General features: G+C 68.6%; 22 protein-coding genes. 10 read left to right on the top strand and 12 right to left on the bottom strand.

All coding sequences use genetic code 11. The features are described 5' to 3' along the window. Positions 1–28: 28 nt before the first annotated feature. From AC6LKG_RS14415 to AC6LKG_RS14360, 12 genes are all read right to left on the bottom strand, one after another. The gene (locus tag AC6LKG_RS14415) at positions 29–1,528 is read right to left on the bottom strand and encodes an N-acyl-D-amino-acid deacylase family protein (RefSeq protein WP_498165319.1); all 1,500 of its coding nucleotides are present in this window, start codon (positions 1,526–1,528) and stop codon (positions 29–31) included. A 6-nt stretch (positions 1,529–1,534) separates the two neighbouring features. Next, a complete protein-coding gene (locus tag AC6LKG_RS14410; protein ID WP_498165317.1) occupies positions 1,535–2,200 on the bottom strand; it encodes a TetR/AcrR family transcriptional regulator in 666 nt (221 codons plus the stop codon). Continuing rightward, a complete protein-coding gene (locus AC6LKG_RS14405) occupies positions 2,187–3,116 on the bottom strand; it encodes a DUF6963 family protein (RefSeq protein WP_498165315.1) in 930 nt (309 codons plus the stop codon). The genes AC6LKG_RS14410 and AC6LKG_RS14405 overlap by 14 nt, the downstream gene beginning before the upstream one ends. A 12-nt stretch (positions 3,117–3,128) precedes the next feature. Then, entirely contained in the window at positions 3,129–4,028 is a 900-nt protein-coding gene (locus tag AC6LKG_RS14400; RefSeq protein WP_498165313.1) for a carbohydrate ABC transporter permease, read from the bottom strand. Next, positions 4,018–4,962 (bottom strand): carbohydrate ABC transporter permease, encoded by a 945-nt coding sequence (locus tag AC6LKG_RS14395; protein WP_498165311.1) that lies wholly within the window; start codon positions 4,960–4,962, stop codon positions 4,018–4,020. Before AC6LKG_RS14395 ends, AC6LKG_RS14400 begins: the two co-directional genes overlap by 11 nt. Beyond that, on the bottom strand, positions 4,959–6,080 hold the full coding sequence (locus tag AC6LKG_RS14390) for an ABC transporter ATP-binding protein (RefSeq protein WP_498165309.1): 1,122 nt from the start codon (positions 6,078–6,080) through the stop codon (positions 4,959–4,961). The genes AC6LKG_RS14395 and AC6LKG_RS14390 overlap by 4 nt, the downstream gene beginning before the upstream one ends. A gap of 4 nt (positions 6,081–6,084) precedes the next feature. Beyond that, positions 6,085–7,521: an ABC transporter substrate-binding protein gene (locus AC6LKG_RS14385; RefSeq protein ID WP_498165308.1), complete on the bottom strand. Its 1,437-nt coding sequence runs from the start codon at positions 7,519–7,521 to the stop codon at positions 6,085–6,087. Between the two features lie 297 nt (positions 7,522–7,818). Then, a complete protein-coding gene (locus tag AC6LKG_RS14380) occupies positions 7,819–8,781 on the bottom strand; it encodes a Nudix family hydrolase (RefSeq protein ID WP_498165307.1) in 963 nt (320 codons plus the stop codon). Then, a complete protein-coding gene (locus tag AC6LKG_RS14375; protein ID WP_498165306.1) occupies positions 8,774–9,640 on the bottom strand; it encodes an ATP-binding protein in 867 nt (288 codons plus the stop codon). The genes AC6LKG_RS14380 and AC6LKG_RS14375 overlap by 8 nt, the downstream gene beginning before the upstream one ends. 300 nt (positions 9,641–9,940) lie before the next feature. Beyond that, complete coding sequence (argJ, locus tag AC6LKG_RS14370) at positions 9,941–11,167, bottom strand: bifunctional glutamate N-acetyltransferase/amino-acid acetyltransferase ArgJ (RefSeq protein WP_498165305.1); 1,227 nt, start codon at positions 11,165–11,167, stop codon at positions 9,941–9,943. A gap of 121 nt (positions 11,168–11,288) precedes the next feature. Next, a complete protein-coding gene (locus AC6LKG_RS14365) occupies positions 11,289–12,329 on the bottom strand; it encodes a hypothetical protein (protein WP_498165303.1) in 1,041 nt (346 codons plus the stop codon). 96 nt (positions 12,330–12,425) lie between these two features. Then, positions 12,426–12,920 (bottom strand): MarR family winged helix-turn-helix transcriptional regulator, encoded by a 495-nt coding sequence (locus tag AC6LKG_RS14360; RefSeq protein WP_498165302.1) that lies wholly within the window; start codon positions 12,918–12,920, stop codon positions 12,426–12,428. 308 nt (positions 12,921–13,228) lie between these two features. On the opposite strand from AC6LKG_RS14360, the gene AC6LKG_RS14355 reads away from it, so the two are divergent. The 10 genes from AC6LKG_RS14355 to AC6LKG_RS14310 all read left to right on the top strand — a co-directional run bounded on the left by AC6LKG_RS14355 (position 13,229) and on the right by AC6LKG_RS14310 (position 24,532). Further along, positions 13,229–14,392, top strand: a complete 1,164-nt coding sequence (locus AC6LKG_RS14355; protein ID WP_498165300.1) for an ABC transporter substrate-binding protein — start codon at positions 13,229–13,231, stop codon at positions 14,390–14,392. 154 nt (positions 14,393–14,546) lie between these two features. Next, a complete protein-coding gene (locus AC6LKG_RS14350) occupies positions 14,547–15,467 on the top strand; it encodes a branched-chain amino acid ABC transporter permease (RefSeq protein WP_006392702.1) in 921 nt (306 codons plus the stop codon). After that, the gene (locus tag AC6LKG_RS14345) at positions 15,467–16,438 is read left to right on the top strand and encodes a branched-chain amino acid ABC transporter permease (protein ID WP_498165298.1); all 972 of its coding nucleotides are present in this window, start codon (positions 15,467–15,469) and stop codon (positions 16,436–16,438) included. The genes AC6LKG_RS14350 and AC6LKG_RS14345 overlap by 1 nt, the downstream gene beginning before the upstream one ends. After that, complete coding sequence (locus tag AC6LKG_RS14340) at positions 16,435–17,235, top strand: ABC transporter ATP-binding protein (RefSeq protein WP_498165297.1); 801 nt, start codon at positions 16,435–16,437, stop codon at positions 17,233–17,235. The genes AC6LKG_RS14345 and AC6LKG_RS14340 overlap by 4 nt, the downstream gene beginning before the upstream one ends. Further along, the gene (locus tag AC6LKG_RS14335; RefSeq protein ID WP_498165296.1) at positions 17,235–17,939 is read left to right on the top strand and encodes an ABC transporter ATP-binding protein; all 705 of its coding nucleotides are present in this window, start codon (positions 17,235–17,237) and stop codon (positions 17,937–17,939) included. Before AC6LKG_RS14340 ends, AC6LKG_RS14335 begins: the two co-directional genes overlap by 1 nt. Before the next feature lie 217 nt (positions 17,940–18,156). After that, complete coding sequence (gene siaA / locus AC6LKG_RS14330) at positions 18,157–20,142, top strand: biofilm regulation protein phosphatase SiaA (protein WP_498165295.1); 1,986 nt, start codon at positions 18,157–18,159, stop codon at positions 20,140–20,142. 23 nt (positions 20,143–20,165) lie between these two features. Further along, complete coding sequence (siaB, locus tag AC6LKG_RS14325) at positions 20,166–20,705, top strand: biofilm regulation protein kinase SiaB (RefSeq protein WP_498165294.1); 540 nt, start codon at positions 20,166–20,168, stop codon at positions 20,703–20,705. 39 nt (positions 20,706–20,744) lie between these two features. Further along, positions 20,745–21,122 (top strand): biofilm regulation phosphoprotein SiaC, encoded by a 378-nt coding sequence (siaC, locus tag AC6LKG_RS14320; protein WP_498165293.1) that lies wholly within the window; start codon positions 20,745–20,747, stop codon positions 21,120–21,122. Next, a complete protein-coding gene (gene siaD, locus AC6LKG_RS14315) occupies positions 21,119–21,916 on the top strand; it encodes a biofilm regulation diguanylate cyclase SiaD (RefSeq protein WP_498165292.1) in 798 nt (265 codons plus the stop codon). The genes siaC and siaD overlap by 4 nt, the downstream gene beginning before the upstream one ends. A 39-nt stretch (positions 21,917–21,955) precedes the next feature. Continuing rightward, positions 21,956–24,532: a sensor domain-containing protein gene (locus AC6LKG_RS14310; protein ID WP_498165291.1), complete on the top strand. Its 2,577-nt coding sequence runs from the start codon at positions 21,956–21,958 to the stop codon at positions 24,530–24,532. Positions 24,533–24,704 lie beyond the last annotated feature (172 nt).

Below are 24,704 nucleotides of genomic sequence, written 5' to 3'. Positions count from 1 at the left end.
CCCGGAAAGCGGCGCCGGGTGATGGGATTCAGGCGGCCCAGGCGGGCGTCTCGAAGCCGGGCGCGGCACGGTCCGCGCCGCGCAGCAGGCGGCCGGGGCGGGCGCCGGTGGCGGCGCCGCGTTCCTCCACCAACTGGCCGTTGACCAGCACGGCCTGGATGCCGGCGGACGATTGCAGCGGCTCGGCGAAGGTGGCCCGGTCGGCCACCACGGCCGGGTCGAACACCACCACGTCGGCATAGCAGCCGGCGCGCAGCACACCGCGGTCGCGCAGGCCGAACTGGGCCGCCGTCAGGCTCGTCATGCGGCGGATCGCCTCTTCCATGCCGAGCACGCGCATTTCGCGCACGTAGCGTCCCAGCACCCGCGAGAACGCGCCCCACAGGCGCGGATGCGGCCGCTGATCGTGCGGCAGGCCGTCGGAGCCGATCATCACGCTGCCATGGCCGATGACGCGCTTGACGTCGTCCTCGTCCATCGAGAAATAGATGGCGCCGCCGGGCGACAGTTCCTCGGCCAGGCGTTGCGGGTCCTTGCCCTCGCGCGCCGCCAGCTCGCGCAGGTCCACGCCCTGGATCTCGGGCCGCGTCAGCGACCAGGTGACGATGATCTTCTCGCCGGCCGGCACCCGGCGCGGCTCCAGGATGGTGGACGAGGCTGCATAGGGATAGACGTCCATGCCCAGGGGCTGGTCGGCGCGGGCGCGGTCGAACAGCGCCAGCGTTTCGGCGGTGCGGCCATGGTTGTGCTTGCCGGTGACCTTGTGGTGCGACAGGATCGCCGGCACGTCGGCGGCGCGGCCGATCAGGAAGGCCTCTTCCATGGCGTCGCAGACATGGTCGGCCTCGTCGCGCAGGTGGGTGGTGTACAGGCCCTGCCAGGACGACAGCGGTTCGGCCACGCCGATCACCTCCTCGGTGCTGGCGTGCATCGCGGTGGGGTAGTACAGACCGGTGGACAGGCCCGCGGCGCCGGCGGCCATGGCCTGGTCCAGCGCATGCCGCATGGCGGCAATCTCGCGTTTGTCGGCGGGGCGGTCGAGGCGGTCCATGGCCGACACCCGCAGGCTGGAATGGCCCACCAGCGCCAGGCTGTTGACGGCGGCCGGGCTGGCATCGAGTGCGGCAGCGTAGTCCTGCATGCGGGCATACAGTTCGCCCGTGTGCTGCGCCAGCAGGTTCAGGGGCGGCGGCACGGTGTCGCCGGGCGCGAGCACCGGCGCCAGGCTGATGCCGCAGTTGCCGGTGACCACGGTGGTGACCCCCTGGCTGACCTTGGGCCGCATCAGCGGCGAACCGAGCAGGGCGCGGTCGTCGTGGGTATGGCAGTCGATGAAGCCCGGCGCCACCACCTGGCCGCTGGCGTCGATGCGGCGCCGCGCCCGCCAGGCCGAACCGTCGCCGATGGCGGCGATGCGCTCGCCGTCGATCGCCAGGTCGGCGCGCCACGCCGGAGCGCCCAGGCCGTCGGCGATGAGGCCGCCGCTGATGATGAGGTCGTATTCGTGAGGCTCGGATGGCGCGGGCATGGGCGGTCAGGTCTCGGTGTCGGCGGGCGGCCGGCGCTTCTTGCGGCGCGCCTCCAGATTGGCCAGGGATTCTTGGTTGAGCGAGTCGGGGAACCCGTGCTTGACGAGGTGTTCGAGCGCGCCGTTGATGCGGTCCCAGCCTTCCTGCGTGCGCAGCGGCACGCCCAGGAAGTGGCTTTCAGTCTTGGCGCGCAGCATCAGGTACAGCACGCCTGCCAGCATCACGCTGACGACGGCGGGCGTGTCCATGTCATCGGTCAGGCCGTCGATGCGGTCGATGAAGCCACGAGCGGCGCGTTCGCGCCGTTCGGCCAGCGGCGCGGAAACTTCGTTGCGTTCGATCAGTTCCCAGCGCCGCACCTCGCGCAGTGTCTCGTTGCCGGCCAGTGCGTCGAGTTGGGCGCGCAGCATCGACAGCACCAGTTCGCCGGGGCTGCGCTGGCTGGATTCGTCGGCGGCCAGCAGGCCGGGGTTGCGGGTCCAGAAATCCTGTTCCTGCATCCAGGCCAGCATCAGGCCGGGCATGCCGTCGAAGTAGCGGTAGATCAGTTCCTTGCTGACGCCGGCGCGCTTGGCGATGGCGTTGATGCCCACGCCGCCCATGCCGGTTTCCTTGATCTGGTCTTCCAGGGCCTGCAGTATCTGGCGCTCTGTATTCTCACGTCGGGACATGGGCCGTTTCCTTCATGATGACGAGGGAGCGGGCGGGGTCCGGCAGACCGAACACCCGGCCGTCGGCCATGTCCGCAACCAGTTCGCTGACGGTATGGCCGATATGCCTGCCATCTTGCCAGACTTCGCTGCCCAGGTAGATGACGTTGGCGCGCCGTCGGGCGGTGGGCAGCGAGGGATCGGCCTGTTCGATGCGGGTGACGCGCAGCCGGTCGTCCACCAGCACCCGGTCGCGCGGGGCGGCGTTGATCGACACGGGCGCGCGCAGGCTCAGGGCGCGGTAGGCGCCGACGCCGCCGGTCAGCGCGTGCCAGGCCAGGTCGGCCATGGCCTCGGCCAGGGGCGGGCAGGGGAAGATCGAGTTGTGCAGCAGCGCCAGGCGGCAGGCGCCGTTGTCGCGCCAGGCCTGGCCCTGGTCGGGCCGGCGCGCCACGCGGTCGCTGTTGCCCCAGGCCAGTTGGCCCGACGCGGACAGCGCGATCAGGCCGGCGTCGACTTCCGGATGGGCCCGCAGCACCTCGGCCACGGCGTCGGCGGGGGCCTGGCCGGCGGCCAGGCGCCGCAGCACCGCCTGGTTCAGCGGCACGCTATCGGCGCCGGGGCGGTTGGGCAGGCGGTGGCCGGTCACCAGGCCGACGCCGTCGGCGCCGGGCAGGAACTGCGCCAGCGGCTCGGGGCGGTCGGGGCCGCTTTCGATCAGGGCGGCATGGCGCGCCCGCAGCCAATCCGGCGGCAGGTCCAGCGCGGTCACGCCGCCGCGCTGGACGCTCGCGTGCCGGGCGCGGCCCTGTTGGTCCAGCACCGCGAACACGGCAAAGCCGCCGATGGCGCCGTGCCCCAGCAGTTCGGCGCCCAGGGCGGCGGCGCGTACCGCCGCGCCGGCGTTGGGTCCGTAAGCCGCGATGCCGATGGTCATGCGTGCTTCTTCCTAGTCCGTGTTGCTCGTCACGGGATCGACGATATTCAGGTTGGTGATGAAGCGCTGGAACAGCATGGCCAGCGCCAGCGGCGGCAGGGCGGCGAGCATGCTGGCCGCGGCGAACAGCCCCAGGTCGGCGCGAAAGCCCGGCATCAGCGGCGACAGGCCCAGCAGCGCCGCCGACAGCGTCTGCGCCGAGGTGCCGCCGGTCAGCACGATGGCGAAAAGCAGGTCGTTCCAGCCCACCAGGAAGGCGATGATGAAAGCCGCGGCGATGCCGGGCAGCGCCATTGGCAGGGTCACGTGGCGCAGCATCTGCCAGCGGGTGCAGCCGTCCATGCGCGCGGCGTGCTCGATTTCGACCGGCAGCGAAGCGAAATAGCCCATCAACACCCACGACAGCAGCGGGATCACGGCGGTCAGGTAGACGATCCACAGGCCGAACAGGCTGCCGGCCAGGCCGATGGCGGCGAAGAACACGTAATACGGGATCAGCAGCGCGATCGGCGGCAGCGTGCGCGAGGCCAGCAGCACGTACAGCAGCGGTCCCTTGAACGGGAACTCGAAGCGCCCCAGGACGTAGCCGGCCAGCGTGGCGATGGCGGTGCCGGCGGCCGCGGCCGGCAGCGCCACCAGCGCGCTGTTGACGAAGCCGGCCATGATGGCGCGGGTCTGGCCGCCGAAGATGGAATCGGAACTGGACAGGCCCAGCACCCGCAGGTAGTTCTCGAAGGTGTAGCTCCCGGCATGGTGCGCCACGCCCATGATGATGGCCGACTCGTCCATGAACGAGGCCTTCAGCGTCCAGTACAGCGGGAACAGGCACCAGAACGCCACCAGGGCCACGCCCGCGCCCACCACCCAAGGGCGCCAGCCTTCGCCGGCCACGCGGGCCGCGTCATTGCGCATGGTTGACTCCTTGCGGGCGCTTCTTGCGGATCAGCATGAAGTAGGCGGTGGCCAGCAGCAGCGACAGCACCGTCAGCAGGAACGCGGCGGCCGAGGCCAGGCCGTACTTAGAGAACTCGAAGTTGTAGCGGAAGATCAGCAGCGGCAGGATCTGCGTCGACGTGCCCGGCCCGCCGCGCGTCAGCGAGAACAGCAGGTCGAATTGGCGCACGGCCTCCACCGTCATCACCACCAGCACGATCAGCGTGGTGTGCTTCAGGTGCGGCAGCGTGATGTGCCGCAAGCGCGCCAGCGGGCCGGCGCCGTCCACCCGCGCGGCGCGGTACAGGTCGCGCGGGATGGTCTGCAGGGCCGCCAGGTAGAAGAAGCTGCCCAGCGGCGCGACGTGCCAGACAAAGGCCAGCGCCACCCAGAACAGGGCCCAGTCGCTGCTCAGCCACACCGTGCCCGGGCCGGCCAGCCCGAGCGGCGTCAGCAGGCCGGTGAGCGCGCCGAAGCTGGGATTGAGCAGGAACGAGAACACCGTCGCCGTCACCACCTGCGACATGGCCCACGGCAGCAACGCCAGCCCGCGCACCAGGCCGCGCAGCGGCATCTCCTCGTTCAGCACCAGGGCAATGCCCAGCGCCGCCACGAACGAGCCGACCACGCACATCGCCACGAAGCCCAGGCTGCGCCAGATGGCATCGGTGACGGCGCTGTCGGACAGCACTTCGCCATACAGGTCGGCGCCGACGAATTCCTGGGTCCGCAGGATCGCGTTGGTGTCGTGCAGGCTGAGCCAGAACGAATAGCCCAGCGGCACGCCGATGATGAGGGTGTTGAGCGCGTATACCGCGATGATCACCGTCATCGCGAAACCCAGGTCCGACATCTCCTTGCCGCCGCGCGCGGGCAGCGGCAGGGACGCGCGTGGCAGGCTGGCGGCGCTCATGCGCGCGGCTCCTCGCCGCCATGGACCCGCAGGCCGGCGGCGTCGAACAGGTACAGGCGGGCGGCTGGCAGCGCCAGCGCGATCGGCGCGCCGACTTCGTAGCGCCGTTCCGGCGACAGCCGGGCGCGCAGGCGCGGGCCGTCCTCGCCGGCGGTGATGACGTCGACGAACTGGTCCGATCCGACCGGCTCCACCGCCCACACCTGGCCTTGCAGCAGCAGGCCGTCGCCGGCCAGCGGCGCCGGCGCCATGGCTTCGGGGCGGATGCCGATCGCCGCCTCGCTGCCCGCCGGCAGCCCGCGCGCGGCGGCCGCCAGCGCGGCGGGCAGCGGATAGGCGCCACCCGCGGTGCGCAGCGCCGGCGCGCCGTCGCGCGTCTCCAGCGTGCCACGCAGGAAGTTCATGCCGGGGTTGCCGATGAAATCCGCCACTTCCATGGTGGCGGGACGGCGGTAGATGGTGTCCGGGTCGGCGAATTGCAGCAGGTTGCCGCCCGACATGACGGCGATGCGGTCCGCCAGCGTCATGGCCTCGACCTGATCGTGCGTGACGTAGATGAAGGTCGCGTTCAGGCTGCGATGCAGGCGCTTGAGCTCGACCCGCATGTCGGTGCGCAGCTTGGCGTCCAGGCTGGACAGCGGCTCGTCGAACAGGAACAGGTCGGGGTCGCGCACCACCGCGCGGCCGATGGCCACGCGCTGGCGCTGGCCGCCGGACAACTGGTAGGGCTTGCGGTCCAGCATCGATTCGACCCGCAGCAGCGCGGCCGCGCGCTCGACTTTGCCGCGCACTTCGGCGGCCGGCAGCTTCTGCATCCGCAGCGGAAAGCCGATGTTCTCGCGCACCGTCATGTGCGGATACAGCGCGATGCTCTGGAACACCATGGCCACGTTGCGCCGGTGCGGCGGCACCTGGTCCACGCGCCGGTCGTCGATGCGGATCTGGCCGCCGGTGGGCGTGTCCAGGCCGGCGATCATGTTCAGCGTGGTGGTCTTGCCGCAGCCCGACGGCCCCAGCAGCACCACGAATTCGCCGTCGCGGATGTCCAGGTCGAGCGAGCGCACCGCCTGGAAGTGGGTGTATGACTTCTCGATGCCTTGCAGGGAGACGCTGGCCATGTCATCAGCTCCGCTTGAGGATCTTGGCGTACTTCTTGTAGAGGCCGTCCCAGCGCGCGCGCAGCTCGGTGGCCACCTGCGCGGGCGTGCGGTTGCCCTTGATCAGCATGTCCTGCGCGATCATCTCGTGCATGCCGGTGTCCCATTCCTGGTACCAGGGCGCCTTCAGGATGTTGGCGGCCACGGCCTTCTCGCGCCCCTCGAACAGCCATTGGTAGACCTGTTCCCGATGCGCCGGGTACATCCACTTCATGATGGCGGCGCGGCTGTCGGGATCGCGGTAAAGCTCGGGGAAGGGCACTTCCAGGTTGGCCTTGGCGATCCAGTTCTTGTGCGTGGTCAGTTGCCCGGCGCGGTCGCGGTAGCCGAAGTACTTCACCAGCTCCCACAGCGCGGCCTGCTCGGCGTCGCTGCGCTTGCGCGTCGACATGCACAGCAGCGCGTGCCCCACCAGCACGGTGTCGTGGGTGGCGCCGGGCACCACCGGGTTATAGCTGGAGTATTCGGCGATCTGGCTCTTGGCGGGATCGTTGTAGTTGAAGCTGTAGTAATCGATGTTCAGGTGGAAGGCGTGCTGGCCTTTCATCCACGAGCTGGAGGTCTCGGTGCCCGACCACGTCAGCACGGCGCGCTGCACCAGCTCGTCGTCCCACCAGCGCTTCCAGTCGCTCAGCACCTTGGTCAGCGGCGTGTCGGGTCCGAAGGTGGCGCGCAGCTCGCCGTCGACGAAGCGCTCGCCCTCGGCGAAGCATTGCGCGATCAGGGCCCATGGCAGGCCGGTCCAGGCGTTGTACCAGGGCATCAGCATTGGATGCTGCGCCAACCCCTTCTTCTTGATCTCGCGCGCCTGCTTTTCGACCGTGGCCCAGTCCCGCGGGTAGTCGGCGGCGTTGGCGGTGCCGCCGTAGCCCGCTTCGCCCAGGATTTTCTCGTTGCGGAACAGCGCGTAGGGGCCGCCGTTGTAATAGGTCAGGCCGAGGTAGCGGCCGTCGGTGGCCTTGGCGTCCTCGACGATGCCGGGGAACATCTGCTTCTGGATGTCGGCCAGGCCGGGCATGTCGTCGATCGGGCGGATCCAGCCGGCCGCGTACCAGCGCGAGGCCTGGCCGCGCTGGGCGTAGAACATGTCCAGCGGCGCCTTGGCGGCGAGCTGCGTTTCCAGCACGGCGGCGTAGTCGCCGGGGATCGGCGACAGGTTCACCGGCACGCCGCTTTCCTGCGTGAAGCGGGCCGCGCCCTGTTGCACGATCTCGCTGCCCCAGGGCCAGAAAGCGAAGGTCAGCGGCGCGGTCGCCTGTGCCAGCGCCCGCAGGGGCCAGCCGCCGGCCGCCAGCCCGGCCGCGCCGGCCAGGCCTGCGGCGCCGCGCAGGATGAAGTCGCGACGCTGGGCGTCGGCCGGGAACGGGCCGGGTCGGCCATCGGGATGGAGAGGCAGGGGCATGCTGGACTTCCTTGTTGTGGAGACGACGACAAAGAAACGGTGCAGCAAAAGCGGTGCGGCGGGACGGCGGCGCGATGGCGCCAGCGGGCGGGCGCAGGAGTGTGGAACCCGTTGCGTGGCCGCGTGCCCGTCGCGCCGGCAGTCAAAAGTGACCATATGGTCACATCAAGAGCGAAGATAGGACCTGGCCACCTTGCGCGGCAAGGGGGGAGTTTCCCTAGGGCAAAGAAAAACCGGCGCGGCGCGCCGGTCCGGGGGCGGGCGCCGGACCGGCGCCCCTGACCCGACCCGCCGACGTCAGATCAGCCCACGGATGCCGGCGATGCCGTGCGCGCCGTGGCGCAGGGCCTGCGAGACGGTCTGGGTGGATTGCCCGCCGAGCGCGAAGACCGGGATGCCGGCGTCGCGATTGCCTTCGACGAAGCCGTCCCAGCCCAGCGTCGGCGCGCCGGGGTGGCTGGGCGTGTCCAGCACCGGGCCCAGCACGGCGAAGTCCGCGCCCAGTTCGCGCGCGTGCACCACCTGGGCGTTGTCGTGCGCCGAGACGCCGACCAGCGCGCCGGCCGGCAGATCGGGCCGGGCGGTCAGGCGCGCGGCGTCGGCGCCGCGCAGGTGCACGCCGTCGGCCTCGCGCCACCAGGCGGCCGGATGGGCGCTGTTGACCAGCACTTTCGCGCCAGCGGCGTGGCAGCGCTTGACGATCTGCTGCAGCGCCTCGTGCAGCGAGGTCGAGGCCGGGCCGTCGGGCCACTGCGGTTCACGCAGTTGCACCAGCCTGATGCCGCGCGCCAGCGCCGCGTCCAGCCGGCCCAGGAACGCCGACAGGCCGGCGCGCGAGCCGATAGAACTGATGCCATAGGCGGTCGGCAGCTGCAGCCAGCGCAGCGGCGGCAGGGTGGCGGGCAGCAAATCGCCCACCGAGGCGGCGTTGGCTGGGTCGACCCATTCCAGGCGCTGGTTCTCCAGGCTGCGCGGTTCGCCTTCCCAGCCGGTGACATGGCAGAACGCCAGGCGTACCGTGGTGTGGGGGTAGGCGTGCACGTAGGTCACCCAGGGCCGCGACTGCGTCACGCGGATGCCGATCTCTTCCTGCAGTTCGCGCGCCAGCGCCTGCAGCACGGTCTCGCCGGGTTCGAGCTTGCCGCCCGGCAGCTCCCACCAGCCCGACCAGGGCTTGCCTTCGGGGCGTTGCCCCAGCAACAGCAGGCCGTCCGGACGCAGGATCAGGCCGGCGGCGACATCGATGATTTTGTCAGACATGGCGGGCAGCCCAGTCACGGGCGAATTGATAGGCGACGCGGCCAGAGCGCGAACCGCGCTCGATGGTCCATTGCAGCGCTTCGGTGCGCGAGGGTTCGATCTGGTCTTCCGGGCAGCCCAGTTCGCGCAGCCAGTGGTAGACGATGTCGAGGTAGTCGTCCTGCTTGAAGGGATAGAACGACAGCCACAGGCCGAAGCGCTCGGACAGCGAGATCTTTTCCTCGACGGTTTCGCCGGGGTGGATCTCGCCGTCGGGCTGGTGTTTGGCCTGCAGGTTCTCGCTCATGTATTCCGGCATCAGGTGGCGCCGGTTGGAGGTGGCGTAGATCAGCACGTTGTCGCCCGAGGAAGCGACCGAGCCGTCCAGCACCGACTTGAGCGCCTTGTAGCCGGCCTCGCCTTCCTCGAACGACAGGTCGTCGCAGAACACGATGAAGCGTTCGGGGCGCGCGGCCACCAGCTCGACGATGTCGGCCAGGTCGCCCAGGTCGGACTTGTCCACTTCGATCAGGCGCAGGCCGCGGTCGCCGTGGGCGGCCAGCATGGCCTTGACCAGCGAGCTCTTGCCGGTGCCGCGGGCGCCGGTCATGAGCACGTTGTTGGCGGGCTTCTTGTCGATGAACTGCTGTGTGTTGCGCTCGATGATGCCTTTCTGGCGCTCGATGTGCTGCAGGTCTTCGAGTTCGATGCGGGCCACGTGGCGCACGGCGTCGAGCCAGCCGCGCGAGCCGCGCTTGCGCCAGCGGAACGCGTGGGCGTTCCAGTCGATGTCGGGGGGCGCGGGCGGCAGCCAGGCTTCGAGCTGGGCCAGGACGCGCTCGGCGCGCTGGATGAGGGTGGTGAATTCGGTTGCGGTCACGGTGTGATCCTGGAAGAGCGAACGGGCGGGCCCGGCACCGGGCCCGCGTCGCGTTCGCGGGCATCGTCGGAAGAAGAGGGCGCGTATCCCGCTGCAAAGGCGTCGTGGGGGCGCGCGCCGCTCAACGGCTGTCACCTGCCGGGGACCGCGGTGATGCCACGGATTCCCGGGGGCAGTGACCGGCGATGGGTAAGTCGCAGCCACTGGATTTCATTGCTGTCGCCATCCCGCGGCGCCCGGCGTGCAATGCCGCGCCGGCGCACCGCGCCCGGGGTCAGCCGGGCGGATGGCGGGTCTTGATCAGGAACGGTAGTCGGCGTTGATCGACACGTACTCGTGCGAGAAATCGCAGGTGTAGACGGTGTCGCTGACCTGGCCGCGGCCCAGCGCGATGCGCACGGCGATCTCGGCCTGCTTCATCACGCGCTGGCCATCGGCTTCCTGGTAGGCCGGGTTGCGGCCGCCGTCCTTGGCCACCAGCACGTCGTCGAGCCACAGGCGGATGTTCGACACGTCCAGGTCGTCGATGCCGGCGTAGCCGACGGCGGCCAGGATGCGGCCCAGGTTGGGGTCCGAGGCGAAGAAGGCGGTCTTGACCAGCGGCGAGTGGGCCACGGCGTAGGCCACCTTGAGGGCTTCCTCGGTGGTGCCGGCTTCCTCGACGCGGATGGTCATGAACTTGGTGGCGCCTTCGGCGTCGCGCACGATCTTCTGCGCCAGTTCCAGCGCGGCGGCGGTCAGGGCCTCGCGCACGGCGGCGTAGGCGGCGTCGGACTCGGCGTTGACTTCGACGCCCGACTTGCCGGTGGCGACGATGATGAACGAGTCATTGGTGGAGGTGTCGCCGTCAACCGTGATGCGGTTGAACGAGGCGTCGGCGATCTCGACCGCCAGCTTGCGCAAGAGCGGCTGGGCGATGCCGGCGTCGGTGGCCAGGAAGCTCAGCATGGTCGCCATGTTGGGGCGGATCATGCCGGCGCCCTTGCTGATGCCGGTGAAGGTGACGGTCTTGCCGCCGATCTGGACGCGGCGCGACGCGATCTTGGGCAGCGTGTCGGTGGTCATGATGCCGTGCGCGGCGCTGAACCAGTGGTCGGCGCCCAGGTTGGCGATGGCGCCCGGCAGGCCGGCGAACAGGCGGTCCAGCGGCAGCGGCTCCAGGATCACGCCGGTCGAGAACGGCAGCACCTGGGCGGCGGGCACGCCGAGCAGGCGGCCGAGTTCGGCGCAGGTGTCCTGGGCCTTCTTCAGGCCTTCGGCGCCGGTGCCGGCGTTGGCGTTGCCGGTGTTGATGACCAGCGCGCGGATCGGGCCGCCGTCGGCCAGATGGGCCTGGCACACCTGCACCGGCGCGGCGCAGAAGCGGTTGCGGGTGAACACGCCGGCCACGCTGCTGCCTTCGGCCAGGCGGAATACGGTCAGGTCGCGTCGGTTGGCTTTGCGGATGCCGGCCTCGGTGACGCCGATTTCAACGCCGGCAACAGGGAAAATTTCGGACTCGGAGGGGATCTGCAGGTTAACGGCCATGACTTCGTCTCATGAATGAGCAGGACGGAATCGCCGCCAGGGCAAGGCGGCGCGCGGGGGAAAGCTTCGTATTATCCCACTGCTTTGCGACAGGCGGCGGCGGATGCCGGAACGCCGGCCGTCACGGCGCGGTGCGCATGGCGGCCACGTCCAGCACGCCGGCGTCGCGGTTGGAGAGGATGGCGCGCACGGTGCCGTCGGGCGCCTGCAGCACCGACATGCCGGCCGCGATTTCCTTGCCGTCGGCCTGGCGCGCCGAGCGGCCGCGCGAGGGCGAGAACAGCAGGTCGCCGGGCTGCACGCCGGGCACGCGCGGGCCGGCGGTCAGCAGACGGGTGCCGGTGGGGTAGGTGATGCCGCCCAGCGTGCTTTCGCGCCCCAGCAGGCCCTCGAACGACAGCAGGCGGCGCTGCGCGTCCAGGGTCATGTCCACCTTCAGCAGCGGCATGCCGGCCACGGTCAGGGGCTCGCTGCCTTCGGCGCGCAGCAGCCAGCGCGGCGCCGGGCTGGCGGGGTCGGGCGCATTGCCGCGCGCCGCCGCGTCGACCTTGAGCCAGGTGCCGGCAGGCACCGGCTGCTGGTCCAGGGTATTGCCGATGGCCAGGTGGCAACTGGAGAACCGCGGCTGGCCGCCCAGCAGGACGAATTCAACCCGATGGCCGTGGGCGCAGAGCCAGCCGTCCTGGGCCTGGTCGCGGGCGATCTCTGCCGACAGGGTCTCGGCCTGGCGGGCGCTGGCCGAGTAATGGAACAGCCGGGTGGCGCTCACGCCGTGGACACTGGCAGGGTGGCCGTCGGGGAAGGTGGCACGGTCGAACGAAGCGGGATCGCCTGGGCGGGTCAGGCGCAGCGCCGTGCCGGCCGGCATGTCGACGCCGGCCAGCCTTGCCGGCTGGGCCAGCACCATGTTGAAGTCGGTGCCGAGGCGGGCATCGCGCTGGGCCGCCAGCCACAGGCTCAGTTGCTGGTAGGGAAAGAGGCCGCCGACCAGGGCCAGCAGCGCCATCAGGATCGTGCCGCCACGGCGATGGCCGCCCAGCCACTGCCGGGCCCCCTGGCTGGTGGCCAGGACGGCCAGCCAGGTCAGCAGCGTCGACAGGCAGGCCAGCGAGATGGCCATCAGTACGTAGTAATTACCGCCAGGAAGAGATACCGGAATCATGCCGGCAATTATGCGCCAAACTGTTGGCGCTTTTGGGCGGCGGCGGTCAGGCCGGGCGCGCGGCGCGCCGGCGATGGCCGCCAGGGCCGGACCGCGTCAGTCCTTGGGGTTGGCCGAGCGGGTCGCCACCACCTGCAGCTTCAGCTCGCCCAGCGCCTGGAACAGCGCGTTGCGGCTGCCTTCCGGCAGTTCGCCGAACATCGACTTGACCCATGACTCGTGGGCCCGCGCCATTTTGGCGAAGCTCTTGCGGCCCTGCGGCGTCAGCTTGATGAGCGAGCTGCGGCGGTCGGACTCGACCTTGGTGCGCACCACCAGGCCTTCCTTTTCGAGCTGGTCGGTGATGCCGGTGATATTGCCGTTGGTCACCATCATGTGGCGCGACAATTCGCCCATCTTCATGCCCTTGGGCGCGCGCTGCAATTGCGCCATCAGATCGAAGCGCGGCAGGGTGGTGTCGAATTCGTTGCGCAACCGGCTGCGGATCTCGCCTTCGATGAGATTGGCGCAGGTCAGCATGCGCAGCCACAGGCGCAGCGCGTGATGGTCATCGGGAGCGGCGCGGGATTCCAGGTCGGGGGCGTCTGTCATGGTGGGGAAGATTACCGGGAATGCGTGGATGGGTTTGTATTCTTGAGTATCGGGCCGATGTCGGGTAATGTCCGCGCGGGTGGACGCGCCGTGGATCATTGGTAAAAACCCTAGACTTGTTTTGCCGAATACTTTAAACCTAAACTATGAACCACGCCAGTTCCCCCCATGCCGCATCACGGAATCGGCTGCTGCGGGCACCGGTCTGACGGCAGCCTGACCTGGCCGGCGGGCCGGCCATAGAAGTCCTTCGAATCGCAATCCCAGAACAACACCCTCTGCGCGGCTCGCGCACGGAGCACACCACCATGCGTTTCATCACTTCCCTTATCGCCGCTGCCGCCCTGGTTCCGGCACTGGCACATGCCGATCCGGTCAAGGTCGGTATCGCCAATGACATTTCCGGTCCGTTCTCGGCCCTGGGCGCCGAGGCGCGCGACGGCTTCAACCTGGCCATCAAGCAACTGGGCAGCAAGCTGGGGGGCCAGCCCGCCGAATTCCTGCAGACCGACATGGGCGGCAACCCCGACCAGGCCCGCCAACTGGTGACGCGCTACATCCAGCGCGACAAGGTCGATTTCTTCACGGGCCCGATCGGTTCGAACGTGGCCCTGGCCGTCGGCCCCGCCTTGTTCGCCGCCAAAGTGCCGTACCTGTCGAACAACCCCGGCCCCAGCCAGTTCGCCGGCGCGCAGTGCAATCACTATTGGTTCGGCACTTCGTACCAGAACGACGCCTTCCATGAAGCCGCCGGCAAGGTGGCGGCCGACCGCGGTTTCAAGAAGATGTTCATCATGGCGCCGGACTACCCCGCCGGCAAGGACGCGCTGACCGGCTTCAAGCGCGGCTACAAGATCGCCCCGGGCGACGAGGTCTACACCAAGCTGGGCCAGATCGACTATGCCGCCGAGATCGCCCAGATCCGCGCCGCCAAGCCGGACGCGGTCTACATCTTCCTGCCGGGCGGCATGGGCATCAACTTCGTCAAGCAGTTCGTGTCGGCCGGCCTGTCGCAAAGCGTCAAGCTGATCGGCCCCGGGTTCTCGGCCGACGAGGACGTGATCCAGGCCGTGGGCGAGCCCATGCTGGGCATGTACAACACGGCGCAGTGGGCGCATGACCTGGACGTGCCGCAGAACAAGGCCTTCGTCGAGGCCTTCCGCAAGGAATACAACGGCCGCTACCCATCGGTGTATGCCGCCCAGGCCTACGACGTCATCATGGCCATGGACGCCGCCGTCAAGCAGGCTGGCGGCAAGGCCAGCGATCGCGAGGCCGTCATCAAGGCGCTGGCCAAGGCCGACTACCCCTCGGTGCGCGGCAACTTCACCTACGGCAAGAACCACTACCCGATCCAGGCCTACTACCTGCGCGTGGTCGACAAGGACGCCAGCGGCCGCATCACCAACAAGCTGGTCGGCAAGGTTTTCGACAAATACCAGGACGTCTACGTCGGCGACTGCAAGCTATAAAAAGGCGGCGGGACGCGTATAGCGGCCGCGGCTACACGATGCAGCCTGGCCCCGCGGGGTCGCACGGCTCCGGCTCCGCCGGTCCGTCGCGACGCCCCCCTTCGGGGGGGAAGCGCGCAGCGCTCCGGGGGTGGGCCCACCAGGGGATTTATTCATGACGTTCACGCTCATCATCGAGCAATTGCTGAACGGTCTGCAGTTTGGGTTGATGTTGTTTCTGATCGCGGCCGGGCTGACCCTGGTGTTCGGCATCATGGACATCATGAATCTGGCGCACGGCTCGCTCTATATGGCAGGCGCCTATGTCGCCGCCGAAACCATGCAGCGCACGGGGTCCTTCACCGCCGCCGTCCTGGTGGCCGCCGTCGCCACCGGGCTGGTCGGAGTGGCGCTGGAACTGACGCTGATCCGCCGCCTGGCGCTGCGCGACCACCTGGCGCAGGTGCTGGGCACCTACGCCGTCATCCTCATCGCCAATGACCTGGTCAAGATGATATGGGGCCCGGCCCCGGTCATGCTGAACATGCCGGCGCTGCTGTCGGGGCCGGTGCGCCTGCTGCCCGATCTGCTCTATCCCGCCTACCGCCTGATGATCATCGTGTTCGGCGTGGCCTCGGCCGTGGGGCTGTACTGGTTCGTGACGCGCACCCGCGCCGGCGTGCTGGTGCGGGCCGGCGCCTCGAACCGGCAGATGGCCACCCTGATGGGGGTGCGCGTGCCGCTGCTGTTCCTGGGCGTGTTCGTGCTGGGCGCGATGCTGGCCGCCGTGGCCGGCGCGCTGCTCGGCCCGATCACTTCGGTGCAGGTCGGCATGGGCGAGGAAATCCTGATCCTGGTGCTGGTGTGCATCGTCATTGGCGGCATCGGCTCGATCCGCGGCGCCTTCGTCGGCGCGTTGCTGGTGGGCATGGTCGATACGGCCGGCCGCGCCTTCCTGCCGATGCTGCTGCGTCAGGTGTTTTCGCCTGCGGTCGCCTCCAGCGTCGGCCCGACGCTGGCGGCCATCGCCATCTACGTGCTGATGGCGGCAGTCCTGGTGTTCCGGCCTTCCGGCCTGTTTCCGGCGCGAGGCTGATGATGCGGACTTCTTCGATGCTCTGGACCCTGGCCCTGCTGGCCGCGCTGGCGGCGTTTCCGCTGGTGGCGCCGGCGCTGGGCCTGGATTTCTACATTTCCTTCGTGCGCCGCGTGCTGATATATGCGCTGGCCGCCACCAGCCTGAACCTGATCCTGGGCTACGGCGGCATGGTGGCGCTGGGCCACGCGGCCTTCTTCGGCGCCGGCGCCTACGCGGTCGGCATCCTGGCGATGTCGGGGGTGACCTCGGCGCTGGTGTCGTGGCCGGTGGCGATGTTGCTGGCGGCGCTGCTGGCCTGCCTCACGGGCGCGGTGTCGCTGCGCACCCGCGGCGTGTACTTCATCATGATCACGCTGGCGTTCGCGCAGATGCTGTTCTACATCTTCATCTCGCTGCGCCAGTACGGCGGCGAGGACGGGCTGAACCTGCCGGGCTACTCGACGCTGCCGGGCATCGACCTGGCCGACGACCGCTCGTTCTACTATCTGGTACTGGTGATCTTCGTTGTCATGATGTGGCTGTTCGGGCGCGTGACGCAGTCGCGCTTCGGCACTGCGCTGCAGGGTATCCGCGAGAACGAGTCGCGCATGGAGTCGATGGGGTATCCGGTCTACCGCATCAAATTGACCGCCTTTACGCTCAGCGGCGCCGCCGCCGGGCTGGCCGGAGCGCTGCTGGCCAACCATAACCTGTTCATCTCGCCCAGCCTGATGCACTGGACCCAGTCTGCCAACCTGCTGATCATGGTGCTGGTGGGCGGCATCGGCCTGCGCTACGGCGGCGTGGCCGGCGCGGTGGTGATGCTGGTGCTGGAAGAAGTGCTGCGCCAGTGGACCGAATATTGGCACCTGCCCCTGGGCGTGCTGCTGCTGGGCGTGGTGTTCGGCGCGCCGCGCGGCCTGGTGGGGCTGCTCGGCCCGCTGTTCGGCGGCCGCGCCGCGGCGCAAACCGGCAAGGCGGGATCATGAACCAGACCCATACCTCCACGCAGGCCCCGGCGCTGCGGGCCTGCAACCTGGTGCGCCGCTTCGGCGCGCTGGTGGCCACCGACAATGTGTCGATCGCGCTGGACCCGGGCGAGATTCATGCCCTGATCGGCCCCAACGGCGCCGGCAAGTCGACCCTGATCCATCTGCTGTCGGGCACCCTGGCGGCCGATTCCGGCAGCCTGGCCGTGGACGGCCGCGACGTCACCGCCATGAACGCCCACCAGCGCGTGGCGGCGGGCCTGTCGCGCTCGTACCAGATCACCAATATCTTCAAGCAGTCCAGCGTGCTGGACAACCTGGTGCTGGCGGTGCAGGCCCATGCCGGCAGCAGCTTCCGCTTCTGGACGCCGCGCGCCGCCGAGTCCGCCCTGTACGAGCAGGCCCGCGAACTGGCGCGCGAATGCGCCATCGACGCCAGCCTGCTGGACCGCGCCGCCGGCACGCTGCCGCATGGCGAGCAGCGCAAGGTGGAATTCGCGCTGGCGCTGGCCGCGCGGCCGCGCGTGCTGCTGCTGGACGAGCCCATGGCGGGCATGGGGCCCGACGAGACCCTGCGCCTGACCGAACTGATCGAGTCCCTGCGCGGCCGCGCCGCCATGCTGCTGGTCGAGCACGACATGCAGGCGGTGTTCCGGCTGGCCGACCGCATCTCGGTGCTGGTCTATGGCCGCGTGATCGCCACCGGCACGCCGGACGAGATCCGCGCCAACCCGGACGTGCGCCAGGCTTACCTCGGCGACGATGAGACGGCGCCCGCGCGCCAGGAGACTGCCTGATGCTCAGCATTGAATCGGTCCAGAGCGGCTATGGCGCCAGCCAGGTGCTGTTCGGCGTGGACCTGGAAATCGGCGCCGGCCAGGTGGTGACGCTGCTGGGGCGCAACGGCATGGGCAAGACCACGCTGCTGCGCACGCTGTTCGGCCAGTTGCCGCTGCGGGGCGGCAAGATCCGCTTCGCCGACCAGGACATCAGCGGCTGGAGCCCCGACCGCATTGCCCGCGCCGGCATGGCCATCGTGCCGGAAGGGCGCCAGTGCTTTCCCAATCTGACGGTGCGCGAACACCTGACCGCTTTCGTGGCGGCGCGCAATCCCGCCATCGGCGAGCCCTGGACGCCCGAGCGCGTGTTCGAACTGTTCCCGCGCCTGGGGGAACGCGCCCGCAACATGGGCAACCAGTTGTCGGGCGGCGAGCAGCAGATGCTGGCCATCGGCCGCGCGCTGGTGACCAACCCGCGCCTCTTGATCCTGGACGAGGCCACCGAGGGCCTGGCGCCCAAGATCCGCGAGGAAATCTGGCACTGTCTTGCGCGTCTGCGGCAGGCCGGGCAGACCATCCTGGTGATCGACAAGTACGTCGAACGCCTGCTGAGCCTGGCCGATCGCCATGTCATCCTCGAACGTGGCAAGGTGGTCTGGAGCGGCGACTCCGCGGCCCTGGATGCCGATCGCGGTTTGTGGGAACGCTACCTGGGTGTGTAGCGTGAAAGCCGCAGTTCCGATGCGGCGGGCGGAATTTCTTTCGATATAAAACGCAATAAATGCGCGGTTTGTCCAAATCGGCCCGGAATAGGCTGACCTTTGGCAAATTCGCGCGTTTACGCCTGTTTTCATTCATCCCGTGGTTCTCTACACTTAGCGCGCCGTGCGTACCGCGTGGATGCGTCACGTCTTATCAAGCTGTCAGGGAAGACTTCGCATGGCGAAATGGGGTTTGCGCAAAAAATCATTGATGGCGTTGTTGCTGGCGTGCCTGGTCGCGCTGGCGCCGGCCGCGCTGATCGGCTGGCAGGTGCTGGATGGCGTGCGTGACCACTTCGGCCGCGCCTTCGCCGACAACTTCACGCAATTGAACCGCCAGCGCATCCTGGCGCCGGTGTCGCGCGAGCTGGCGCTGTCGCTGCGCCTTGCCGACAGCGAGGTGACGCGGCGCTGGCTGCGCAACGAAAGCGATCCGGCCGCGCGCGAACTGTTCTTCCGCGAGGCCGACGGCTACCGCCGCGACCTGCTGGGCCGCGCCTATTTCATCGCCAGCGCCGCCACCGGCCACTACTACTTCAACGATGACCAGCCGCTGTCGGAAGCGCCGCGCTACACGCTGAGCCGCGAAGCGGCCGACGACGGCTGGTTCTACAATTCGCTCAAGGCGCCCGCGCGCTACAACATCAACGTCAATCCCGACCTCAAGCTCAAGACCACGCGGGTCTGGATCAATGTGCAGGTGCGCGATGGCGACAAGGTCATCGGCCTGACCGGCGCCGGACTGGACGTGGGCGGGTTCCTGCGTGACTTCGTCAACAGCGGCCAGCCGGGCGTCACGCCCATCATCGTCGACGAAGAAGGCGCGATCCAGGCCCACATGGACCCGGAACTGATCGCCTACAACTCGGGCGCCGGCGGCGCCAACGGCCGCGGCATGGTGTTCAACCTGCTCGATCCCGGCAACGGCCGCGACGAGCTGCGTTCGGCGCTGCACGCGGCCCAGGCCGACCCGCAATCGGTGCAGACGGCCTGGGTCACCATCGACGGCGTGCGCCAGTTGGTGTCGGTGGCCTACATGCCCGAATTGCACTGGCATGTGCTGACCTTGGTCGACCTGGGCGCGGCCCGGGTGCTGGACACCGACTGGCTGTGGCCGGCGGCGATCGGCCTGGTGCTGCTGTTCGCGGCCCTGCTGCTGTGCTTCGGCTATGCCATCGAGCGCCTGATGCTGCGGCCCTTGCGCCGCCTGCAGCAGTCGGCCCGCGCCATCGCCAACGGCAGCTACGACGTGCGCCTGCCGCCCGGTGGCCAGGACGAAATCGGCGACCTGAGCCGCGCCTTCGGCGTGATGGCCGACAAGGTGCGCCAGCACACCGCCGAACTCGAGAGCAAGGTGCGCGAGCGCACCTCCGAGCTGGAGGACGCCAACCGCGCCATGGCGGCCGCGCACAAGAAGATCGGCGATTCCATCGACTACGCCAGCCTGATCCAGCGCGCCATCCTGCCCGACCGCCAGTTGACCCAATCGCTCGGCGCCCACCACTTCGTGTTGTGGAAGCCGCGCGACGTGGTGGGCGGCGATTTCTACGTGTTCCGTTCCGATGGCGCCAATTGCCTGCTGGGCATCATGGACTGCGCCGGCCATGGCGTGCCGGGCGCGCTGATGACCATGCTGGCGCGCGCCGCCATCGACCTGGCGATCACCGAGGCCGGGCCGTCCGACCCTGCCGGCATCCTGGCGCGCACCGACGGCGCCATCCGCGCCATGCTTGCGGACGCGCAACTGCCGCGGGCGCTGGCCACCAATACCGACGCGGGGCTGGTATATATTGACCGCCAGGCCGGCAGCCTGCGTTACGCCGGCGCCAAGATCAGCCTGTACGCCAGCGATGGCGCCACCCTGCGCGAAGTGCCCGGAGGCAAGCGCGCGCTGGGCGACAAGCGGGCCGGTGCTTACCAGAATATCGAATTGCGCATGGAGCCGGGCTGGACGTACTACCTGGCGACCGACGGCTTTCTGGACCAGGCCGGTGGCGAGCACGGTTTCGGCTTTGGCAACACGCGTTTCGCCGAAATGCTCAAGAGACACGCGCGCCAGCCGTTAACCGAGCAGGCGGCCGCCTTTACCGACGCCCTGGCCCGGTACCAGGGCGGCCAGCCCCAGCGCGACGACATTACCATGCTGTCTTTCCGTTTCGAATAATCGTTATCAGGGTGGTAACTCCCATGAATGCCTCGGATCTCTACGCACTGGGCGAGCGTTTCGACCAGAACCGCACGTTGTTGTGCTTCAACGGGCCGATTTCGCGCAGCCTGATCGAGGAAATCGGCAATGCGCTGAAGAACTACCTGAATGCCGAGCACGCGCGTCCGGCGGAAGCGATGGACGTGTTCTCGGTCTACATCGAGATGATCCAGAACATCCGCCAATATGCCGCGCAGAACGGCGACGCCGATGCCAGCGCCACGGTGGTGATCGGGCGCCGCGACGAAAGCCGCTATGTGGTGTCGGCCGGCAATCTGGTCAAGGCCGAGGACGGCCGCAACCTGGTGGCGCGCATCCAGCAACTGGCGGCGCTGGACAAGGCCGCCCTGAAGGCGGAATACAAGACGCAGTTGCACAAGCCGCGCACGCCGGGCACCGCCTCGGGCGCCGGCCTGGGCCTGATCGATATCGCGCGCCGAGCCGGCGCGCCGCTGGAAGCCAGCCTGACGCCCGCGGCGGGCGAGGACCGGGCCTTCTTCAGCCTGAGCGTCGTGATCTGACCGGCGCGCCCGAGCCTTAGACCTTTTTCGGAGTCATTGATGAAAGACCTAGATATTCCCGGGACCCAGTCCACGCCCGCCATCACCGCCGATGCCGCCGCCGGCGTGCTGGCGATGCGCGGCGACTCGTATCCCGAGAACTCCTTCGAACTGTTCGGTCCCGTCATCGAATGGGTCGAAACCTATCTGCTCGGTTCGGCCGCGCCGCTCAAGCTCGAACTGGAACTGCTCTACCTGAACACCAGCAGCATCAAGTCGGTCATGGACATCTTCGATCTGCTGGAAGCCGCCCATGCCAAGGGCCGCGAGGTCGGCGTGACCTGGTTCTACGACATGCGCAACGAACGTGTCGGCGAGTTGGCCGAGGAATTCAAGGAAGACTGCACCTTCCCGTTCTCGGTCGTTGGCCGGCAATGAAGCACGGCAACGCCGAGCTGGACGAACGTATCGCCGCGCTGTTGGCCGACCCGGCCTACGCCGGACACCCGCTGCGCGAGGCCCTGCAGGACTTGTGGCGCCACACCGCCGAACAGATGGCGCGTATCGAGCGCGTCACCCACCTGTCGGATGCCTACCAGTCCATGGCGCACCAGCGCGAGATGGGCCTGTGCGAACAGTTCGACCGGCAGTTGCGGCGTCTGGCGCGCATTGCGCGCATCTCCGATCACTACCAGAACATGATGCGCGACCTGAACAGGACGCTGGAAGAGACGTCGCGCCGTGATCCGCTGACCGGGTTGCTGAACCGCCGCGCCCTGATGGAGATGATCAAGCAGGAAGTGCAGCGCGCCACCCGAGGCGGCCAGGCCTTCGTGGTCGCCATGCTCGATGTCGACCATTTCAAGTCGGTCAATGACCGCTATGGCCATGAGATCGGCGATCGCGCCCTGGTGGAACTGGCCGGCGCCATGCGCAGCAGTTTGCGCGAGTACGACCTGTGCGGCCGCTGGGGTGGCGAGGAATTCCTGGTGCTGCTGCCCGCGACCCCGCCCGAGACCGCCCAGGGGGTGATGGACCGGCTGGTGGGCGCGGTGCGCGGCCTGGCCATCGACGTCGGCCCGGATGTGTTGCGCCTGACCGTCAGCATCGGCATGGCCTGCCATCAACTCGGAGAGTCTTTTTCAGAAACGCTCAGCCGGGCGGACCAGGCCTTGTACCTGGCCAAGCAGGATGGACGCGATCGCGTCGCACTTGGATTTCCCCGGCGCTGAATGAACCCGGAACCGCTGTCTTCCGGTATGGAGCCCCTTATGCTTGATTCTCATCCAGGCGGTTCGAGCGTTGCCCCGCAGGGTGTCGCGTGGCAGGCGAGCAACTATCTGGCGACGATGGACCGGGCACTGCTGCTGTTCGACTTCGACACCGCCGGCTCCCTCCTGAACGCCAACGAAAACTTCCTGGCCACGCTGGACTATCTGCGCGCCGATATCGCCGGCTTGCGCCACGACCTGCTGTGCGACAGCATGGACGAAGGCAAGGGCATTGCCAGCGCCGAACAGATCTGGGCGCGCTTGCGCCGCGGCGAGTTCTTCTCGGGTACCTGCCGCTATCGCAAGCGCAGCGGCGCCTCGCTCTGGATCGAGGCCACCTACCTGCCGATGCGCGATGCGAGCGGCGAGGTGCGTCGCATCGCGGTCATTTCGCGCAAGTCCATCGCCGACGCCGAGCGCCAGGAGGAAGTCCGCCTGCTGTTGCTGGGCATCAACGAGACCGGCAACGCCGTGGCGGTGTCCGGCCGCGATGGCCGCATCGTCTATGTCAACGAGGGGTTCCAGCGCATGCTGGGCTTTTCGCGTGCCGACGCCCGCGACCGGGAACTGGGCGAGCTGCTGGCCGGCGGCCGTCCCGACGGCGGCACGCGCGAGGAACTGGACCGCCGCATCGCCTGCCGCGAGGGATACCACAAGGACGTGCTGGTCTATGACCGGGGCGGCAAGCCCCTGTGGGTGTCGGTCATGGCCAATTCGGTGTTCGACGAGCGCGGCTCGCTGGTCAACATCGTCGATGTGCTCACCGACATCACGCCCACCAAGGTGCACGAGGTGCTGCAGCGCCGCGTGCTGCAGGCGATGGTGAACGAGGCCTCGGTGGTCGAGGTGATGAACATGGTCTGCCGCGAGGTCGAACGCCTGGCGCCGGAAGTGGCGGCGACAGTGTTGCGGGTGGACGAGGATGGCAAGCTGCGCCCCCTGGCGGCGCCTAGCATGCCCTCGGCCTACAGCGATGCGCTGGATGGCGAGGCCATCGGTCCGCAAGTCGGCGCCTGTGGCACGGCCGCCTTCCTGGGACGGCCGGTGATCGTGCCGGATATCGCCACCGATCCGCTATGGGAGAACTATCGCCACCTGCCGCTGCCGGAGGACATCAAGGCCTGCTGGTCTTCGCCCATCAAGTCGAGCGACGGCCGCGTGATCGGCACGTTCGGCTTCTATTTCCGCAAGCGCCGGCTGCCGGACGATTTCCACCACCGGCTGGTGGACGTGTGCGTGTATCTGTGCGCGCTGGCGCTGGAACGCGAGGAGGCCCGCGCCCGTATCCGCCAACTGGCGTTCTACGATGAGCTGACCGGCCTGCCCAATCGCAACCTGTTGCTGGCGCAGGCCGAGCAGGCCATCGCCCGCGCCGAGCCGGAGCGCAAGCGCGTGGCGGTGCTGTTTCTGGACCTGGACCGTTTCAAGCAGGTCAATGACACATTGGGACACCCCATCGGCGATGCGCTGCTGCGCGATATCGCCCAACGCCTGCGGCGGTTGGCGCGCGCCACGGATATCGTCGGCCGCCTGTCGGGCGACGAGTTCGTGGTGCTGATGCCGGATTTCGAACATGGCCGGCTGACGGCCGCGGCCGAGCACATCCTGGTGGCGCTGTCGCATCCGTTCGCGGTGGGGGGCATTACGCTCAATCCGTCGGTGAGCATCGGCATCAGCGTGTTTCCGGAAAACGGCCGTGACATGGATACGCTGTTGCGCCACGCCGACATGGCGATGTACCAGGCCAAGACCGCCGGGCGCAATCGCATTTCGTTCTTCAGCGCCGAGATGAACCGCCAGGCCCAGGAACGCCTGGCGCTGGAGGCGGCGCTGCGCGATGCGCTGGAGGGCCGCGCGCTGCGGCTGCATTACCAGCCGCAGGTGGGCCTGAAGAGCGGCACGCTGTATGGGGTGGAGGCGCTGGCCCGCTGGCGCCACCCGACGCTGGGGGATATCTCGCCGGCGCGTTTCGTGCCGCTGGCCGAGGAGTGCGGGTTGATCGGCGACCTGGGCGATTGGGCGGTGCGCGAGGCGTGCTCGCAGTTGTCGATCTGGCGCCACAACGGCCTGAGGGTGCCCTCGGTGTCGGTGAATCTGTCGGCGACCAATTTCCACAATCTGAATCTGCCGCGCATGATCGCGGCGACGCTGGCCGAGTTCGGGCTGGCGGCGGCCGATCTGATGCTGGAGATCACGGAGGGCGTTGTGCTGGATGCGACGGCGGGCACCTTGCGCACCATCGCCGAGCTGCATCGCCTGGGAGTGCGGCTGTCGATGGACGATTTCGGCACGGGCTATTCCAGCCTGGGGCACTTGCGGCGCCTGATCGTGGACGAGCTGAAGCTGGATCGCAGTTTCGTCCAGGGGCTGGAGAGCGATGACGCGGCCCGGGCGCTGACCAGCGCGGTGATCCGGATCGGCGAGAGTCTCAGCCTGCCGGTGGTGGCCGAAGGGATCGAGAATGAAGAGCAGCGGCGCTTCCTGATCGAGCAGGGGTGCGCGGCGGGGCAGGGGTTCCTGTTTTCGCCGCCGTTGCCGGCGGGGGATCTCGAGGAGTGGTTGCGGGCTAGGGGGTGAGTGGTTTGCTCTTTTCGCGGGGGTAGGTTCTTAAGGCGCGCGTGGCGGGGTCGGTGGGGGATGGCGGGGCTACGATTGCGGTCCGGAGCGTTCGCTCCGGACTTCCCCGGGCTCAACCTCGTTGCCGCCTGGCGGCGGCTGCCTTCGGTTTCCGCCGGGCGCATCTACACGC

The sequence above is a fragment of the Achromobacter sp. 46006 genome (assembly GCF_059761975.1).
The sequence above is the reverse complement of the archived record's forward strand: the minus strand, read 5'-3'. Positions and strand labels throughout refer to the sequence as shown.

Excerpts from the sequence above, each read along its gene's own strand:
- AC6LKG_RS14355 (WP_498165300.1), top strand. The coding sequence starts at position 13,229 with ATGCGTTTCATCACTTCCCTTATCGCCGCTGCCGCCCTGGTTCCGGCA.
- AC6LKG_RS14400 (WP_498165313.1), bottom strand. The coding sequence starts at position 4,028 with ATGCGCAATGACGCGGCCCGCGTGGCCGGCGAAGGCTGGCGCCCTTGG.
- AC6LKG_RS14310 (WP_498165291.1), top strand. The coding sequence starts at position 21,956 with ATGCTTGATTCTCATCCAGGCGGTTCGAGCGTTGCCCCGCAGGGTGTC.
- AC6LKG_RS14360 (WP_498165302.1), bottom strand. The coding sequence starts at position 12,920 with ATGACAGACGCCCCCGACCTGGAATCCCGCGCCGCTCCCGATGACCAT.
- siaD (WP_498165292.1), top strand. The coding sequence starts at position 21,119 with ATGAAGCACGGCAACGCCGAGCTGGACGAACGTATCGCCGCGCTGTTG.
- AC6LKG_RS14340 (WP_498165297.1), top strand. The coding sequence starts at position 16,435 with ATGAACCAGACCCATACCTCCACGCAGGCCCCGGCGCTGCGGGCCTGC.
- AC6LKG_RS14390 (WP_498165309.1), bottom strand. The coding sequence starts at position 6,080 with ATGGCCAGCGTCTCCCTGCAAGGCATCGAGAAGTCATACACCCACTTC.
- siaA (WP_498165295.1), top strand. The coding sequence starts at position 18,157 with ATGGCGAAATGGGGTTTGCGCAAAAAATCATTGATGGCGTTGTTGCTG.
- AC6LKG_RS14350 (WP_006392702.1), top strand. The coding sequence starts at position 14,547 with ATGACGTTCACGCTCATCATCGAGCAATTGCTGAACGGTCTGCAGTTT.
- argJ (WP_498165305.1), bottom strand. The coding sequence starts at position 11,167 with ATGGCCGTTAACCTGCAGATCCCCTCCGAGTCCGAAATTTTCCCTGTT.
- AC6LKG_RS14410 (WP_498165317.1), bottom strand. The coding sequence starts at position 2,200 with ATGTCCCGACGTGAGAATACAGAGCGCCAGATACTGCAGGCCCTGGAA.
- AC6LKG_RS14395 (WP_498165311.1), bottom strand. The coding sequence starts at position 4,962 with ATGAGCGCCGCCAGCCTGCCACGCGCGTCCCTGCCGCTGCCCGCGCGC.
- AC6LKG_RS14415 (WP_498165319.1), bottom strand. The coding sequence starts at position 1,528 with ATGCCCGCGCCATCCGAGCCTCACGAATACGACCTCATCATCAGCGGC.
- AC6LKG_RS14380 (WP_498165307.1), bottom strand. The coding sequence starts at position 8,781 with ATGTCTGACAAAATCATCGATGTCGCCGCCGGCCTGATCCTGCGTCCG.
- AC6LKG_RS14345 (WP_498165298.1), top strand. The coding sequence starts at position 15,467 with ATGATGCGGACTTCTTCGATGCTCTGGACCCTGGCCCTGCTGGCCGCG.
- AC6LKG_RS14335 (WP_498165296.1), top strand. The coding sequence starts at position 17,235 with ATGCTCAGCATTGAATCGGTCCAGAGCGGCTATGGCGCCAGCCAGGTG.
- siaC (WP_498165293.1), top strand. The coding sequence starts at position 20,745 with ATGAAAGACCTAGATATTCCCGGGACCCAGTCCACGCCCGCCATCACC.
- AC6LKG_RS14385 (WP_498165308.1), bottom strand. The coding sequence starts at position 7,521 with ATGCCCCTGCCTCTCCATCCCGATGGCCGACCCGGCCCGTTCCCGGCC.
- AC6LKG_RS14365 (WP_498165303.1), bottom strand. The coding sequence starts at position 12,329 with ATGATTCCGGTATCTCTTCCTGGCGGTAATTACTACGTACTGATGGCC.
- siaB (WP_498165294.1), top strand. The coding sequence starts at position 20,166 with ATGAATGCCTCGGATCTCTACGCACTGGGCGAGCGTTTCGACCAGAAC.
- AC6LKG_RS14405 (WP_498165315.1), bottom strand. The coding sequence starts at position 3,116 with ATGACCATCGGCATCGCGGCTTACGGACCCAACGCCGGCGCGGCGGTA.